At 45.5% G+C, this 16,376-nt stretch carries 11 protein-coding genes; 5 read left to right on the top strand and 6 right to left on the bottom strand.

The window, feature by feature from the left end; genetic code table 11:
- Positions 1-237: 237 nt before the first annotated feature.
- The 4 genes from NDA03_RS27255 to NDA03_RS27270 all read right to left on the bottom strand — a co-directional run bounded on the left by NDA03_RS27255 (position 238) and on the right by NDA03_RS27270 (position 6,060).
- Positions 238-3,204 carry a DUF3854 domain-containing protein gene (locus NDA03_RS27255; RefSeq protein WP_190416157.1) on the bottom strand — a complete coding sequence of 989 codons (2,967 nt, stop codon included), beginning with the start codon at positions 3,202-3,204 and terminating at the stop codon, positions 238-240.
- Between the two features lie 533 nt (positions 3,205-3,737).
- Positions 3,738-4,004, bottom strand: coding sequence for a hypothetical protein (locus NDA03_RS27260; RefSeq protein WP_348239766.1), 267 nt, complete (start codon positions 4,002-4,004; stop codon positions 3,738-3,740).
- Positions 3,979-5,076, bottom strand: a complete 1,098-nt coding sequence (locus NDA03_RS27265; RefSeq protein WP_348239767.1) for a DNA cytosine methyltransferase — start codon at positions 5,074-5,076, stop codon at positions 3,979-3,981. The genes NDA03_RS27260 and NDA03_RS27265 overlap by 26 nt, the downstream gene beginning before the upstream one ends.
- Positions 5,077-5,733: 657 nt before the next feature.
- Positions 5,734-6,060, bottom strand: coding sequence for a hypothetical protein (locus tag NDA03_RS27270; RefSeq protein WP_348239768.1), 327 nt, complete (start codon positions 6,058-6,060; stop codon positions 5,734-5,736).
- Positions 6,061-6,632: 572 nt separating this feature from the next.
- Between NDA03_RS27270 and NDA03_RS27275 the strand changes: the two genes are divergently transcribed.
- The 3 genes from NDA03_RS27275 to NDA03_RS27285 all read left to right on the top strand — a co-directional run bounded on the left by NDA03_RS27275 (position 6,633) and on the right by NDA03_RS27285 (position 11,719).
- Positions 6,633-8,507: a hypothetical protein gene (locus NDA03_RS27275; protein ID WP_348239769.1), complete on the top strand. Its 1,875-nt coding sequence runs from the start codon at positions 6,633-6,635 to the stop codon at positions 8,505-8,507.
- 309 nt (positions 8,508-8,816) lie between these two features.
- Positions 8,817-8,954: a hypothetical protein gene (locus tag NDA03_RS27280; RefSeq protein WP_190416251.1), complete on the top strand. Its 138-nt coding sequence runs from the start codon at positions 8,817-8,819 to the stop codon at positions 8,952-8,954.
- 641 nt (positions 8,955-9,595) lie between these two features.
- The gene (locus NDA03_RS27285) at positions 9,596-11,719 is read left to right on the top strand and encodes a molybdopterin oxidoreductase family protein (RefSeq protein WP_190416250.1); all 2,124 of its coding nucleotides are present in this window, start codon (positions 9,596-9,598) and stop codon (positions 11,717-11,719) included.
- 403 nt (positions 11,720-12,122) lie between these two features.
- On the opposite strand, the gene NDA03_RS27290 is transcribed toward NDA03_RS27285, so the two are convergent.
- On the bottom strand, positions 12,123-12,770 hold the full coding sequence (locus NDA03_RS27290) for a TetR/AcrR family transcriptional regulator (RefSeq protein ID WP_190416249.1): 648 nt from the start codon (positions 12,768-12,770) through the stop codon (positions 12,123-12,125).
- A 134-nt stretch (positions 12,771-12,904) separates the two neighbouring features.
- On the opposite strand from NDA03_RS27290, the gene NDA03_RS27295 reads away from it, so the two are divergent.
- Together NDA03_RS27295 and NDA03_RS27300 are read left to right on the top strand one after the other, a co-directional pair.
- Positions 12,905-14,209, top strand: coding sequence for a nucleotide disphospho-sugar-binding domain-containing protein (locus tag NDA03_RS27295; RefSeq protein WP_190416248.1), 1,305 nt, complete (start codon positions 12,905-12,907; stop codon positions 14,207-14,209).
- A 113-nt stretch (positions 14,210-14,322) separates the two neighbouring features.
- Positions 14,323-14,817, top strand: a complete 495-nt coding sequence (locus NDA03_RS27300) for a GNAT family N-acetyltransferase (RefSeq protein ID WP_199305073.1) — start codon at positions 14,323-14,325, stop codon at positions 14,815-14,817.
- A 70-nt stretch (positions 14,818-14,887) separates the two neighbouring features.
- Here NDA03_RS27300 and NDA03_RS27305 read toward each other — a convergent pair whose 3' ends face one another.
- Positions 14,888-15,772, bottom strand: coding sequence for a class I SAM-dependent methyltransferase (locus NDA03_RS27305; RefSeq protein ID WP_190416246.1), 885 nt, complete (start codon positions 15,770-15,772; stop codon positions 14,888-14,890).
- Between the last annotated feature and the right edge of the window lie 604 nt (positions 15,773-16,376).

The raw sequence follows: 16,376 nt of genomic DNA on the forward strand, positions 1-16,376 counted from the left end.
AGCTCCGTATACGGCATACCAACTCCCCAGTGTCTTGATGCTGATCTACTCCCTTATTGTGCAATCTCGATTATGAACTGGCACACTACTTGACCATTCATGCAGGAGGTCTAATAGAGCGAAAAGCCAGTTCAGCGAGAGATTTTAGCTTCGTCTACCCGGAGTTACCGCAAGCGTTACCCAAGTGGCGTTTCCACAGGGCGGAATGCTTGTCTATCTGGTGCTGACAAAAGAAAGTTACCGCTTGCCGAACCCAAGTGGCGTTTCCACAGGTTTGAGGTCTTCAACTCCATAATTGATTCGCTTATTTTCCCCGTCTGGTTGCACCTCGTAGTAGCCGAAATCTGTCACCTTCCTGACCGTGCCTAGCTTTCCGATATAAGGCGATAAAGGACTCCAAGAACTTGGGTCAATACAGACCCGCGAACCCACTCGGAGTAAGGACCTCACCTTGAGGGTTTTAATGCGTCGTTGCTGCTGCGGGTCTAGAAGCTTCCAGGCTTCATTCTTGTAAGCCTCATATAAAGAAACCGCATTCTCTATCTCGGCCCAAGTCTGACACTGCAATAGTAAGTTAGCCAATTGCAACGCTGGAGTTTCCTCAGCAGCATCAGATGTGGTGTCTGATGCTGCTGACTCTAAGTTGGCTAACTGTCCCTCTAGGGTTTCCTCGCCGGTGACAAACACAGTGTCCAATGCTCGTGACTCTTCAGAACCCTTATCTAATAAAAGGTTGAACCTCGGTGTCACCTGAGGAGTTCCCCATTGTTCATGATTAGATTGGATTGTCACTACTAATTCAGATATTGGATCTCCTTTATAAATTAAAGAAGATTCGTCACTTAAGCTAGAAACCTTAGCTGGCAAAACTTGTGACCCGTCACCCACTCCATTACGCAATCCGTCATCTTCCGAGCGACCGCCAGAATTCTCATCCGTCACCCGCTGCATCAACAAAAAGTCATGGGTTGGAATCTCTTGATCCCACTCAGTCCGCAGCCTCAATCCCTGAATAAACTTCCCGATTTTCGTTACCTTGCGCGACACCTCCCAACCCAAGACACTCCGACACAACTCCAATAAATCTGGGCTGAAATTCTTATTGGCTTTGGGAGAAGTACCAGATTGTTTGCAGTGCAAGCAATACGACCCGTACAAAGTCCGAGGAGCGCCGTTGAATCCCTCCTCCTTATCGTTACCAACCGGAGTCACCGCCAAAACATCGTAAATTACCCAGTCATTGACCCAAGCAGCAATCGAATCAACACGGGCGCGGTTTTCCCAAAATTCCAACGTGCATTCTGGGATATCCACCAGCCCCATCAGCACCTTAGTGACATGGGCATCCGAAAGACTTAAAACATGATTGGTAAAAGCATCTAACTCGCCACTGAACTCAGCATTCAGGTCGCGACGCGAGCGGGTGGAGACCGGATTATTGCAAGGTACCGTAATTACCCGTCGTGCTATCCGCGAGGCAGCATCTCCAGTGAAAATCGGAAGATTCGATAAAACCAGCGTCAAGCCGTCATATTGATACTGGAAGCCTTTTTTCCCCTTCTCTTCAGCGCGTATCCAATCATCACCCGTCAAAGAGAGAAACTTACCGAGTTTCCCAGTCTGCTTATCTTCATCCCAGAACACGACTAAACGCTTCTTATAAGCGTTAGCAGCTTCAAATCGATTCCCACACCAGTCTTCCAAAGTCGTGCTGTAGATGTTGTCAGAGCCGATTAAATCGGTCAGCAGCCGTCCAAAGGTTCCCTTACCCGTTCCCCCCAGACCAATCAAGTGCAGGAACTTGTGCAGGTCTTTGCGTCCTTTTAAGACCGCATTGCAAAAACACAGTAAGGTTTCCTTAATCGCTGTATTCCCGTTGGAAAGATGGTCAAGAAACGCTTCAATCCGGCTCCAATTGCTGCCATTGGGGTCGTGGTCGCGGGGTAACTGCCAGGTGAGGTGATAACCTGGCGAGTGAGGTAGGAGCTTACCTGTAGATACTTCCAGAACCCCGTTGCGGAAAGGGAGCAGTTCTTTCGGGGAGGGTTCCACCCATTTGCGTTTGATCAGCAAAACCCGCAGGCTCTTCACCACGTTGGTGACATAGCTATAGGTACCATAACCTCGGATTCCTTTGGAATCCAAAATTTTGGCGACAATCGACTCCATATATTCATTCGTCTCGATAGACCAGATACCGGGATTGTCAGCTTCATAGCGCATCCAATAACCGATTTCATCGTTGAAGGCGAGTTGTTCGCGGTATTCTGCGGCGATTTCATGAGCCACCAGATCTGCTGGGGGAATCTTTCCGGTTCTTTGACGCTGATTGTCAGCATTGCGGTATCCGTGAAACTGCTGTTCCAGTTTCTTGAGCCATTCACTATAAGGTGTAGCGTTATTCACAACTTCGTCCCATTTCTCTTGACCATGAGCCACGATGAAATCATCGCAACCCTTTCCTAGTTGTAAGTCCCAAGTGACAATGCGGACAATTGCTTTGGCAATATTAAGCAGATGACCCAAGAACTTGAGGGCGGATTGGACTTCGGACTTGACCACAATATCCGCGTCAAATGCCAAGTCAACCGGGCGTCCTGCGGTAACGAAAGGCTGTAAGGTCGGTATCAAAGTCCGTTTCTTTTGCTGACCGTTCCAGACCCCAGTTAGAGCGATTCCGACATAACCGCCGGAAAGCAAGCAAGCAGCTTTTTTAACGCCCTCGGTGATGGTAATCGGGATTTCCGGGTGTTCTAGTACCCAAGTCCAGAAACCAAGGGCTTCACCCAAATCATTGATTTCAATCTGATGAGGCATAGTCACCCCATAACGGCAAGCGACCAGATGCCAAGCGCTCAAGGAAATTCGCAGGAAGATAGCTTCTGAGACAGCGCCTTTGGGGAAACTGAAATATTTTTGCGGTTTATCCGAATCGGGAAATTGAATCGGTTCGTTGGGTTTGAACTGCCCGAAATTTCGGTCAGCGCCGGTTATCGGGTCAATTCCTCGAACGTACCAGCCAGCTGTGCCACCGTAGGCTTTCCAGGAGAGTAGCTGAGCAATTTTGGTTGGGTTATCCAGACTTTTGAGGTTGAGGCCAGCGATTTCATCCAAGGTTCCGCTGCCGTTGACCCATTCTTCCCGGTGAGCTGGGAAAGATTCGACTGAAGAAAAAGATTTGTTTCCAGATGTTGGCGCAACCATAAAAACCTCCAAAAGTATATGTAGTGCGCGATGGAGGCTCTGGAGCGAGGATTTACTGATTCTTTGAATCAACTTGAGCAAAAAAAGTTGAAAATTTTTGACAAGTTTGGAGCCAGATTCAGTAAAATGTAATTGCCACGGTCTAGCTCCCCACGATTAATTTCGTGGTTAGCCTTCATCGCGCATTCTCAGTTGGTGGTATCGTTGGCAAACTTTCGCACCTTCTGAGTTAGGAAAAAATTCCTAGCCCGTGGCAAATATTTAGTTGTTGATCAATAGCGCTCTTGAAGAGTGCTTTTCTTGAAAGTTGAAGTCACTTCCGGGTTGACTTCTCAGAACGCGGTCGTCCTGGAAGCATTCGATGCCAAGTCAACTTGCGAGGCCTGAAAGAATTATAAGCGGGCAGGTTGAACTCGCACGCGAAATTGATAAAGATTTTTCTTCATTTTTGGGAAAATCCTAATTTCTGTAGTGCATAAGCACATTCGGTTAAGTTTATTGAAGTTGTCAGCGTGCGATCGCTCCCGCCCGCTCTAGGTCTGTTTTAGATTCCAATAACGATTCCGATTTACCTTGTGCGATCGCTCTCGCCCGCTCTGGGTCTGTTTTAGAAAGTCCAATAACGATTCCGATTCACCTTGTGCGATCGCTCTTGCCCGCTCTGGGTCTGTTTTAGATTCCAATAAAGATTCCGATTTACCTTGTGCGATCGCTCTCGCCCGCTCTAGGTCTGTTTTAGAAAGTCCAATAACGCTCCCCACCTTGAGCGATCGCTCAAGGTGAGTAAAGTTGCTGTGCAAAGTGCGGCGGCACGCTATAACCCAGAAGCGAGCCTGCCACATCGATTCGTTCGGGTAAGTAATACCAGTTAGGGAAACCTTGAAGCCGCGCTGCTGCTTCCACCGTTAATCTCTTAACCGTGCCATTTGAACACCACAAATCAATAAACCGGCTGCGAACACCTTGCCTCTGGTCTGTAAAGATGGCTCTCTTAATCGTCCAGATTGGCTCTGTGGGTTCTCTCAGTTTCGGCAAAACGTTCCTATACCCGATTCGCTCAATCAGCAGAGCTGGAATCTCCGGACAAATCGCCAGCTTCTCTTCAAGTACCTTCTGTTGATTTGGGAGAAGTTGAGATGAGGGCAGCGATGGGATTAAATCTTTAACAAACGGATACCAGCCTACCCGGCCTTGCTTAGGTGGTAGCCCAGGCGCTTTTCCTCTTGCGGCTTTGACAATCAATCGCTTTCGAGACTGAGGAACCCCATAATCTGCCGCATCCAGCACCGCGGCGGTTATCTGATATCCCAACCCTACAAGCTCATCCTGAATAATCTGCCATGATTTGGATTGTCGGTACCCCGATACATTCTCCAGCGTGAAACATTTGGGCTGCAATACCCGGATCGCAGTGGCTACAGCAGTCGCTGCTTCCAAATCCACTGGTTGCTCCGTACGCTTTCCCCGCGCCTTACTAAAGTTTGAACAGACCGGAGAAGCGTGCAAATAATCCGGCTGGGGGAATCCGGGAAAACCGCCAAGAGCGAGTTCTTGAACTGTTTGTTGAACAACCTTCGTTCCATAGGGTTTGAAGTTCAAGGATAACGAGGCAGCAAGTGCGGCAGAGAGTTTTATTCGACTGGGGTCGCATTCTACGCTCAAGACAGGTTTAACACCAGCCATGACCATTCCAGCTTCTACCCCACCGCCTCCAGCAAACAGTACAACAGCCGTTGGAGCATCATCCGGTAGGGTGGGAGCATGACCTAAATATTTAAGTACCTTTTGGCGTTTCTGACCGTCAGCGGTTTTATAAGTTTCGACCAGGTAACGGTAAGGTTGACCTTTAATAATTTTAGTTCGGATAAACATGAACGGAGTGCCTAACTATAGGGCTATGTTAGGCATCCTACTCATCAGTTGGGTTCGGGTCAATCAACTGGAGTGCCTAACTATAGGATTATATTAGGCACTCTATATGACGGATGCCGATTTAACAGAAACATAGTTCCAGCTCTTGGATGGGATTTAGATGTCGCAAAACTGAAATTCCGCTTGACGGGACTGAAAGGTCATTAAAATCATCCGCCAGTTAAGCGGAAATAAGCGTGAGACAATAGCTTTTTAGAAAGCAATTTCAAGACAGAGTGAGAGAGAGGTTTGTGTTTTCGAGAAGAGCTACTAGCACTCATTCACATCACTGCTCCCATCAGAAGTGGACAATCCTTGGGTATTGGATAAATAGCTTTCATTGATAGAGAATGGCTACAACCCACAGGAGTCTAAGCGATAAAAAAATGAATTCATAAAAGGTTGTCTAGTTGGCTCTGATGGAGCTAATTCAATATGTATCACAACAGAGGGAAGATGTCCCAATGGTGCTTCATCTAGATGAAAAGTGAGATTATTATAACCACTGAAGGTTGGGTAATAGTAACTGCAATTACTTCTATTACCGGAACCACACACCCATTCTAAGAGTTGTATCTATTAGAGTGGGTTGCTTCGGAATATTAACGGTGAACTCGGTTATTCTGTTGACTTCTGCGACGGTTGCGGTGACGGTAAAATTTCTTTCGTCTTCTCGAAGGAAGTAGAAGGTTGAAGGTCAGCGCTCACATGAAATTCTTCAAGATCTGCACTTCTAGCAAACTCTTCAATCAGTGTTGAAATGCTACATCGTTCCGCTTTAGCTTTAGCTTCAAGCAAGGCTTTTCCAGTGGGAGTAATTGTCAGGTTTAATCTTTCTTTTAGCTCATCGTAAATTAATCCTTTCCCCCGCTGGCACTGCTTTCCTTTATGGCTTGGCTTTTTTCGGTACTCTGGCCTAATACTACTCTTTCTAATCTTTACCATCGGTTACTCCAGTTTATACGCACGAACCAAATCGCAAAATTTATTTTCTAATACCAGCGTAAAAGGCGTTCTATAAGGAGGCTTGAAAAATTCTATCTGTTCTAACCCTTGCCATACATAGGCTTTGTTTATGTGCATGAATAGAGAATTTTCAGCCTTCTATAACTAGAGAAGGGGTTTATAGAAGGTTTTTGTCAAACTTAAAGCTTAATTACTTCAATTTTTGCAAGACTTTGTTGTTAGCTTTGGCTTCTTGATTAAGCGCTTTAATCAAGTTCATTTTTAAAATAACCGCCTAAAAAGCTTTCCCAGCAAGCTTTTTATAAAACTGATTGACAAGTAAACTATTAAAAATTAATAGAGGTTTCAGTAATTCAAGCATAATCTAGAGGAGCCTTGACATCAATTTGGTATAGTCCATTATTGCGTAAACAGGGGTGCCGTATATGCTACTGACTCTTTTTTGTTCTGTAATCAGGAGAAGGCAGGCTTGAGTATGCATTAGCGAAAATGATATCTAATAATTTTTTCGTTAATGCGTATGAACAAAAACACCTAAATAAGGCAAAAGCATGGACAATAGAACACCGCTTTTTGGGATTCCAACGAATGTATTGGAAGCCGTTGATGCATATAGACATCTGAACGATTCCAATGATTTTTCCTTAATTCAGAGTAGCTTATTTCGGTTTACGATTCCAGCCCTTTCTGGAGTAATGCCTCAAGGAAAACGGCTCACGGCAAACGAAATTTTAACCATTCGTCAATTTCTCGCGACTCTGCCTCTTTCCAAACTCTCTGAGTTCCGGAAGGCGCAGGAAAAAACCTTTAAACTGCTCCAAACCCCAGCGGACCAACAGTCTAAGCCAAGAAGCTACCTGAACAAGTTGTTGAATTGGGTTGATGAGCAAAATTGGCTAGTTACTGGGTCACTAAATGAAAGCAGTGAAACGCAAGTCTACAGGTTTTACTTCAAAGGGAAGGGGGTGATGAAGCGGAAGAAATTAACTAACCGACCAGCCGATACGCTAAATAAGTTTGCTCTAAGCTTTAATGTAAAAGATTACTCCCCCGAATCCAGTGAGGAATCGGAGAGCATTAAGCAAGCCCTTGCCAAAATATTTGAAGAAATTCAAGTCTTTGAGAATTGGATGAAAGCACGTGGCTATAAGGAATCTAGCCGAAAAATCCGTCGTGAACATGCCAAAAGATTTTTAGGGTGGCTATACCGGGCCAAAGAAATTCCTCTGCAAGAACTATCTCTCAGCTCCCTTATTCCAATAATTCGACTGAAGTATTCCCTGCGGGATTTCGACAGTTATGACAAGTTTATCTATGCCAAAGGCTTGGCAACGGAAGAAGCTAGGGAAGTCGCTACAGAAACCGTAAAAAAGTTGGAAGACTACTTCAACTGGTTAAAAAATCCGCCAAACCCGGGTACAAAGGCAATGTACGTCGAGGGAGTAATATCTTTAGCGAAATTCCTTTATCGCGATGAGACAGATGAAGATTATTCTCTAGAGTGCATGGATGTTCCGGTTGTACGACGATTGAGAGTTTTCTGCAATAACTTGGAGAAGGAAAAACGCAGCTCCCGCCCGGCGGTACCTTATCACGAGAAGGCTATCACCTGGGAGCAAACTTTATTAGCTTTAGAAAAACTCAGGATAGAAGCCAATCTTACCCATGTTGACGCGAATTTAAAAAGCGGGATTATTCAGCCAAAAAAGCGTTCTATGCAGGCTAGAGCTAACTCCTTTATGCGATTCCTGATTTTTGCTTTCTTTGTACTGGTTCCTCCGGACCGAGGCCGGACATTCCGCGAACTCCGAATAGGCGAAACCTTCAAACACGGGAGTTTTCACGGGGATATTTTTATTCCCAAAGACCGGATGCTTAATCCTTTGGAAGGCCGCTATTACATTCATCTCCTACCCGACGATTACAAAACTGGCGATGCTTATGGAGAGTGGGTTGGCGAGGTTCCCAATACTCAATTTCCCGATGGTTCGTACTTTTACGATTATTTGAATCAGTGGCTTTACGATGAAGTCGTGAGCGTCCATCGACGCCATAAAATTACTTATAAAGGAATGAGAAGCGTTCTCCAGCCGGAAGAGCATAACTATCTTTTCTTTGGTCCGAGAAATAAGAAGCCATTGAATGATGCTTCACAGATGACTTCAAAAGTTAGGTATCCAATTGAACGGCTAACTGGAACCCCGTTGGCCCCCCACACTTTAAGGAAAATATTCCGTACCTTCATTAAGGATAGATTGGCAACTCATGCAGAAGAGGAATCAATCGCATTCTGGATGAAGCATGACTTGCGAACGGCTAACAAAGACTACACTTTCCAAACCTGCCGTAACAAGTTGCAACCAGGCATTGAGCTAGCTAATCGGCTAAATGGAGAAGTTCTCCAACGAATCGCCGACCATTTGTAAGACGGGGACAGCGATCCCGGTGATTGTATTCATCACTTCTTCCATCTAAGACAGCCTTAGATGGAAGAAGGTACCAGTTATGATTTAGGAAACTTTTGCGATTCCATCTCGTAAACTGGCACCTTTTCAAGTGCTCTAGCCACCAAAGTAGCAATTTGGTAGTTGTCTCAACTCCTGCTGTCGGAAAAGAAATTCTTTGTCGTGTTATCAAACTTATGTCGTTAAACTTTTAAATTGATGTGATTCTCATCTCACCTATGTCGTGGTGATAAAGGCTCTTTTGGGACAACGGCAGGGAGATTAGACCTCATGTATGAATGGTCAAGTAGCTTAATCCCATCTGTCAGTAGACCAGATGTGCTGGAGATCGAGGCTCTCCGCACTGCCAAGGGTGTTTCGTGGCAGACCTCGTTACTGGCGGTAAAGTGGTTTATCTATTTAGCCTGACCCGTTTAAGTGAGTGATCGCCTTTCCCCATCTCTCATTTACCTTTTTTCACAGCCAACTGGGTCACTGTCGCAGTCGAAGCTATGCGGGTCAGGCAGTAAAACCTTTCGACTCACATTGACTTATCACCGCGCCTCCCACTTTGTAGATAAAGTTGTTTCTTCTGGGGAGCAAGTGTTAAAGATAGCGTCTTAAGTGAGAGCTGTCCGCCAATACCTGTAAATATTTATACTTATCCCTTCTACTGAATGCGGTTGCAGGCATCCTTTGTTCAAGGTGATCGCTACTTACAAAAACCAGCACCAATTGGGGACATCAAAATTTCTTCTAATTTTGAAAATAAGCGGGTGATCGCCCTCAAGAAACCGTATTCCAATTAGTGCATAAAGGCGTCAGCCCTTAATGTTGAAGTGTTCACTCCACCTACTGCTCCACTATTTGAGGCGCGGGATAGTTCTTCTGCCATTAATGCATTACAGTTTCAGCCCGATTTATTTAGTTAAATCCTACTGCTGTCCCAAAAATTCCGCTCGTAGAGATAACGAAAGCAGAATTCATTTTTATGTAACTTTCTTGACAGTTTTTCAGAGACGCGATCGCTAAATATAAGACCACAATCCTGTAATCAGCGGGGCAAAGTTATGGTCAGCACTGTAGGCGAAAAGACCATTGTACTCGGCGCATGTCCTCACGATTGCCCCGATACCTGTGCCATGCTCATAACGGTGGAGAATGGTAGAGCCACATCAGTAAGCGGCAACCCAGACCATCCTTTTACACAAGGCACTCTCTGCGGCAAAGTTAGCGACTACCTTGACCGAGTTTACAGCCCAGAGCGAGTGCTTTACCCGATGCGGCGAGTTGGACCCAAAGGTAGCGGGCAATTCGAGCGGATCAGCTGGGACGCTGCCCTTGACGAGATTGCCAACCGCTTCAAAGAAATTATTGCCCAGTATGGTGCAGAAGCCATCCTCCCATGCAGTTACCTAGGGCACGAAGGGCTTCTCAACGGTCTGACTGTTGGCGACGCCTTCTTCAATCGACTAGGTGCTTCCATCAGCGAACGCACCTTCTGCATTTCTGGAACTAGCACCGCTTGGCTGATGACCTATGGTGCAACGCACGGTACTGACCCAGACACCTTTTCCCACTCTAAATACATTATCTTGTGGGGTTGCAATGTACTCTCCACCAACGTGCATTTGTGGCCATTTATCAAAGAAGCAAGACAAAACGGCGCTAAGTTAGTTGTGATTGACCCAGTTCGTACCAAGACTGCAACGCAAGCAGATTGGCATATTCCGATTCGTCCTGGTACAGATGGTGCCTTTGCATTAGGACTGATGCATGTCATTATCAACGCAAATTTAATTGATGCGGACTATGTAGAAAATTACACCGTTGGGTTTGCAGAACTCAAGGAAAGAGTTAGCGAATTTCCACCAGAACGAGTTGCTGAAATTACGGGAATTCCCGCTGAAGATATCGTAACTCTGGCTAGGGAATACGCTACAACGCAGCCATCAGTTATTCGTCTGGGAGTTGCGCTGGAGAAGCAAGCAGGGGGCGGGCAGGGGATACGGGCAATTTGCTGTTTGCCTGCCTTAGTGGGTGCGTGGCGGCACTTGGGAGGTGGAATGCTACAGGCTCCTATGTGGCCTTTCCCCATTCGTTGGGAAGTGGTGCATCGCCCTGAGTTTATTAAGTCGGGTACACGGGTGGTTAACCAGTGGCAGATTGGTCAAACTTTAACTGGAGAACTGAATCCACCTATTAAGGCTTTGTTTGTCTACAACTGCAACCCAGTTACCCAAGCAGCTGAACAGGACAAAATTGTGGCGGGTTTGTCTCGTGAGGATTTGTTTACTGTTGTCAGCGAGCAGTTTATGACAGATACCGCTGATTATGCAGACATTTTGCTGCCTGCTACTACTCAAGTTGAGAATTTGGATTTGATGTTTTCATGGGGACACACCTATGTAACTTTAAATATGCCAGCGATCTCGCCTTTAGGAGAAGCCATCCCAAATATTGAACTTTTCCGGCGTTTGGCAACTCGGATGGGGTTTGAGGAAGAGTGCTTTAAACTTAGCGATGAGCAGATGGCAATCGAGGTTTTGGACTGGTCTGCACCTGCGCTAGAAGGCATTGATATGGATTTGCTCAAAACGAAAGGGTTTGCCAAGTTAAAAATCGACTTGGTTCCTCACTCTATGGGAAACTTTCCCACCCCTTCCGGGAAATGCGAGTTCCTGTCATCTATGGCTGTGGATAGTAACTATGTGTTACCAGCGTTTCGCCAAGGCTGCGAAGAATTTCAACCAGGAACGCCAGTAGACCCGTTGCCTACTTATACTCCGCAGCGGGAGTCACCGATTAGCAATCAGACGCTAAAAGAGCGTTATCCTCTAAGTTTGCTATCAGCTAAACCGCATCAGTTTATTAATTCTTGCTTCGCCAATTTGCCCAAGCACCGCAAATTACAGAGAGAACCAAGGGTAATTGTCCATCCAGCCGATGCAGCGGCTCGTGGTATTGTCGAGGGGCAGTTGGTGAAGGTGTTCAACGACCGGGGAGCGTTTCAGGTTCCGGCTCATGTTAGCGACATTACGCGACTGGGTGTAGTAGTTGCGCCTCTGGGTTACTGGCGCAAGCTTTCTCACGCAGCGAATACTGTAAATGCGGCAACTTCATCTGCTTTTGCTGATTTGGGCCGTGTGGCAGCAGTGGGAGATTCTTTGGTTGAAGTTGTGATTGTCAGCTGAGTTCCCTCTGGTTCCCACAGTTCAAGAGGTTCAGCAGGGAGTCGCAAGTCGAGACAGCGATCGCTAGATTTCGGCGCTCCGAAATCTAGCTTCACTCGGTAGGAATCGCAAGTCGAGACAGCGATCGCTATCTAGTCCCGTGGGATGCACGGCTTACAGTATAAAAGGATTGCGAAAATTGAGCTGGCAGGGATCACGACTTATCTTTTCAAGACTGAGCCGGCTGCGATGAAGGATGCGATCTGCGCGATCTGCGGGGTGACTTATGCTTTTGAAACAACAAGCCTCATGGAAAAGCCGCAAGTGGGATGGCAAAAGTAGGCTAAAAGTCGGGAAAACCATGTATGACGATGTAGAAAAGGAGCGGACACCAGTGCGATCGCACTGCAAGGAATGTATTTGTCTAAGTATTCGCTTGGACACCACTGAGCACTAATTGAATTGCAGCTTCCGTATAACGCTCTATCATCTCCTGACTCAGTAAATCCTCATCTGGCGTGAGATGCTTCACGTTGTCGTAAGCATTGGCATAGAACGTACAAATGCCAATAATATTGAGCGTCGTCATGTGAACATCAAGCGGGCGAAACACACCCGTTTGCATTCCACGTTCTAGAAGGCCTGCCAGTTGTGCAATCGGCTCCTGCCAATTAATGACTTTAAAGTACCGTCCTTGATTCTGAATTGCTTCCTGAAACAAAAGCATTCCCCGATTTCGATTCGTGGTTTCGTACTCAATTGTGGCTTGAAGCAGTGATCTCAACGCTTCATTGGCAGGCAGTGCATCCAGGTTAAGTTGCTCAAACACAGATTGGAGAAACGCAGCCGGACGCTGCAATACGGCTTGATATAGCCCTTCTTTACTCTGGAAGTAGTAATAGATCATCCGAGGCGCGACTCCTGCACGAGTTGCAATGGGGTCAACTCTTGTGCCATGTAACCCGTGTTGAGCAAACTCAATTTCGGCGGCATCAAGAATCTGCTGCTGAGTTGCCTCGGCATCTCGAATCGCTCGTTTCGGCTGCTCTAGGGATTGTGCTTTACGCGCCATACGCCAGTATGTGGTCTATTGATGTGAGTCTGCCTTGATCCTACTCGGTTTATGAAATAAACGTTCCATTAACGCTTGACAAAAGCAAGAGGTAGCCTTCATCTTTATGAAATAAACGTTTAATTCATAAACTGATGACACGATTTCTGATTGGCACGATTGCAGCGACCGGGCACGTCAATCCGGCTCTACCCATCGTGCGGCGACTGATTGAGCAGGGGCATGAAGTGTGGTGGTACACCGGGCATGGATTCAAAGAAAAGGTCGAAGCAACGGGTGCGCGTCACGTTTCGATTCAACGCGGGATTGATTTAACGCGATTTGAGACGATTCCAAAAAGTTGGCTGGAACAGCGTGATGCGCTCAAAGGGGTCGCACAGTTTAAGTTCTACCTCAAACACGGCTTTATTGATGCAGCAGTGACGCAATTACAGGATCTTACTGATATCCTCAACGAATTCCCAGCAGAGATTCTATTGTGTGATGTGTTCTTTGTGGGAATGTCCTGGCTGTACGAAAAAACAGGTTTACCCTGGGCAGCGTTTGGGATGTCTGCTTTACCCTTTATGAGCCACGATACGGCTCCATTTGGCTTAGGAATGCAGCCGAACCCTTCTATGAGCGGACTGCTACGGAATCAGCTACTCAACATTTTCTCTCGTGCTGTATTAATGCGGGATGTCCGTATTCACTTAGATAAGGTTCGGTCTAGTGTTGGCTTGGCTCCCAAAGGGCAAGATTTTTTCACGGCTGCACTTTCACCCTTTCTCTACCTTCAAGGAACAACGCCCTCGTTTGAATATCCGCGTCGTGACTTGCCACCCCAGGTTCACTTTATTGGCACTTTTCTGCCTCCGGCTCCGCCTAACTTCGTACCGCCCGCTTGGTGGCAGGAGTTGCAGGGTGAACGGCCTGTCGTTCACGTTACTCAAGGAACAGTTGCAACGGAAGCAAGCGATCTCATTGAGCCAACGATTCAAGCCCTTGCAGATGAGGAGGTGTTAATCGTTGCGACGACTGGAAAACAGCCGCTTGAGAGGGTCAAGCTCAAAGCAATACCTCAGAATGTGCGGATTGAACCGTTTATTCCTCATGCCTGTTTGTTGCCCCATGTGGATGTCATGGTGACAAATGGCGGCTTCAATGGCGTGCAGATTGCTTTGGCAAACGGAGTGCCGATGGTCACAGCCGGACAAACTGAGGAAAAACCAGAGATTTGCGCTAGAGTTCAATGGACGGGAACCGGAATTGATCTCAAAACAAGCACCCCAACACCCGCAGAAATTAAAAGTGCGGTGGAAACAATTCTATCGACTCCAACCTATAAGCAGAATGCCCAACGGTTTCAGCAAGAGATCAGGTCATATGATTCTCCAGCGATTGCAGCATCATTACTCGAAACTCTAGCAAACACAAAACAACCTGTGCTGAGCAAGTAACGGCAATCTCTCAATCAACACACTTTCTCCTGTTGTAAAAAATTTGAAAGGTTTTTGGATTAACGACACTAATGTGTTGATAGCGACAAATGATTTGTTATCTGATAACTGTTATGTTCATTCGTGCTTTTGAAATGTCTGATTGGGAAGACGTATCCGAGCTTTTTCTCCAACCAAAATGTCGGTGGGGAACCCTGCAAATGCCCTACCAATCGCGCGATGAAATCAAAAAGAAATTAGAAAGCCCATCAACAGGGATGTATCGTTTAGTAGCCGTTGTCAACCAGGAACAAAAACAAAAAGTTGTAGGATTGGTTAGTTTGCATACCTTCGGTGGGCGTCGGAATCATGTAGGCGAGCTAGGTATGCTTGTCCATGACGACTACCAAAATCAAAGGATTGGCTCTGCTCTTATGGAATCAGTGATAGACTTAGCTGAAAAGTGGCTTAACCTAAAACGCATCGAGTTGACTGTTTACACTGATAATGCCAACGCCATTCATCTTTACGAAAAGTATGGCTTTGTAATAGAGGGTACATTTCGGAAGTACGCTTTCCGCTCTGGTACTTATGTTGATGCTCATGCAATGGCTAGGATCACTGAATAGCATAAAATAAAACAAAGGAACAGTGAAGTACACTTTCTTTTGTTCAAAGTTTAATAAATATTAGAGTCCATCAATTTTCGTGAAGTATAGGCATCCGAGCGCATAAGCTATACATCAAAGGGATAGAAGGTATATCAGAGGGAGAAACCATGCGCCGTCCGGGTAATTCTTCCATTGTGTCAAATAACTTGCAACCATTAGCATAAGAATATTCTTTGAATACTTCTAGATTTAGCTTAGCTTCTAATACTGCTGTAATAATTTCTCCAGTACCCCATTGAAATTCATGAGACGGATAGGGATTACGAAAGTTTTCGATTCCCTTTTCATAAACCCAAGGTGTTAGCCCACCAGCCGATTGTGCTACATAATCGCTGATGCCATCTGACCAAGTTAAGGGTTGACCGTCAGCAAAATAGGGATATTTTAGCGTCCATTGTTCATCAAACATCATGGCAACTGGATGAAATTCAACTACAACTAATCGCCCATTGGGTTTTAGTATGGATGCGATACCTTTTGCCCATAAATTAATATTAGATAGCCAACAGATTGCGCCGTAAGAGCAAAATGCTATATCAAAACGTTCGTTCGTGTTTGCTGTTTCTGCTAACCAATCGTAAATATCAGAACGATGGAATGTTGCATAAACGCCAGATTTTTGTGATAGCTTTTGAGCAAAGTCAATTGCTTCATCACTGATATCTACACCAGTTACTTTAGCACCCAGTTGTGCCAAACTTAAGGTGTCCTGACCTGCGTTGCATTGGAGATGAACTAAGGATAAGCCAGCGATGTCACCTAGCAGTTCCTTTTCTTCTGGAAATAGGGTACTGCCACCTGCTTTGAAAAACTTGGCTTGGTCACTTTTATGACTGTTGTGTGCTTTGGTCGCTTCGTTCCAAGATAAGCGGTTCTCTTGGTGTAGTTGTTTTCTATTAGGTACGTCTGCCATGATGTTTGCTTAGATGCTTCTCGGTTGCTGTTGGGATTGGTCAATATTAAAGATTTTAAGTCATATAAACTTAGCTTCGTTACATAAAGTAAATGGGATTTTCGTTACAGCGTGCCATTTATAGTAGAGTTGAGGTTTGATATCTTCCCAGGCAATTTTAGAATCGAGATTAGGTTGTGTATAAACTAATAACGTTTGCAAATACAATGTTAGAGCCTTTTTAGGCTAAATGTCGAATAACAGATTATTTATCGTCTTAACTAATTGTTGTTGTTAAGCATTTCTATCGCTACCAAAGCCTAGATATATTTGGATAAAGAAGAGCTAGAGTTAAGATAATTATGACTTTAAAGAGAAATTCCTACCAAAGGGTTACTTGACCCAAAAACCCTACTGTATGGGTAAAGATTTGAAAGGTTTTTGAGTTACGACGCTAATGCGTTAATAGGCTTAGTCTTAACAATGGAAAAATTTTGGTCGTTAGTGAGGAGTCATACTAAGTTGCGTTCAAAGAGCTAATTTTTAAATGAGGAAAATAGGTCATCGAACGCAGACGTTCTGGGTCTGACACTAGGTCTACAATTCCTTTACAAAGTTCATCTAC

Origin of the sequence: Trichocoleus sp. Lan, from assembly GCF_039961855.1 — a bacterium.
Lineage (GTDB): Bacteria > Cyanobacteriota > Cyanobacteriia > Cyanobacteriales > FACHB-T130 > FACHB-T130.

Bases quoted from the DNA above. Each gene is read 5' to 3' on its own strand.
- NDA03_RS27255 (WP_190416157.1), bottom strand. From the start codon at position 3,204: ATGGTTGCGCCAACATCTGGAAACAAATCTTTTTCTTCAGTCGAATCT.
- NDA03_RS27265 (WP_348239767.1), bottom strand. From the start codon at position 5,076: ATGTTTATCCGAACTAAAATTATTAAAGGTCAACCTTACCGTTACCTG.
- NDA03_RS27270 (WP_348239768.1), bottom strand. From the start codon at position 6,060: ATGGTAAAGATTAGAAAGAGTAGTATTAGGCCAGAGTACCGAAAAAAG.
- NDA03_RS27275 (WP_348239769.1), top strand. From the start codon at position 6,633: ATGGACAATAGAACACCGCTTTTTGGGATTCCAACGAATGTATTGGAA.
- NDA03_RS27280 (WP_190416251.1), top strand. From the start codon at position 8,817: ATGTATGAATGGTCAAGTAGCTTAATCCCATCTGTCAGTAGACCAGAT.
- NDA03_RS27285 (WP_190416250.1), top strand. From the start codon at position 9,596: ATGGTCAGCACTGTAGGCGAAAAGACCATTGTACTCGGCGCATGTCCT.
- NDA03_RS27290 (WP_190416249.1), bottom strand. From the start codon at position 12,770: ATGGCGCGTAAAGCACAATCCCTAGAGCAGCCGAAACGAGCGATTCGA.
- NDA03_RS27295 (WP_190416248.1), top strand. From the start codon at position 12,905: ATGACACGATTTCTGATTGGCACGATTGCAGCGACCGGGCACGTCAAT.
- NDA03_RS27300 (WP_199305073.1), top strand. From the start codon at position 14,323: ATGTTCATTCGTGCTTTTGAAATGTCTGATTGGGAAGACGTATCCGAG.
- NDA03_RS27305 (WP_190416246.1), bottom strand. From the start codon at position 15,772: ATGGCAGACGTACCTAATAGAAAACAACTACACCAAGAGAACCGCTTA.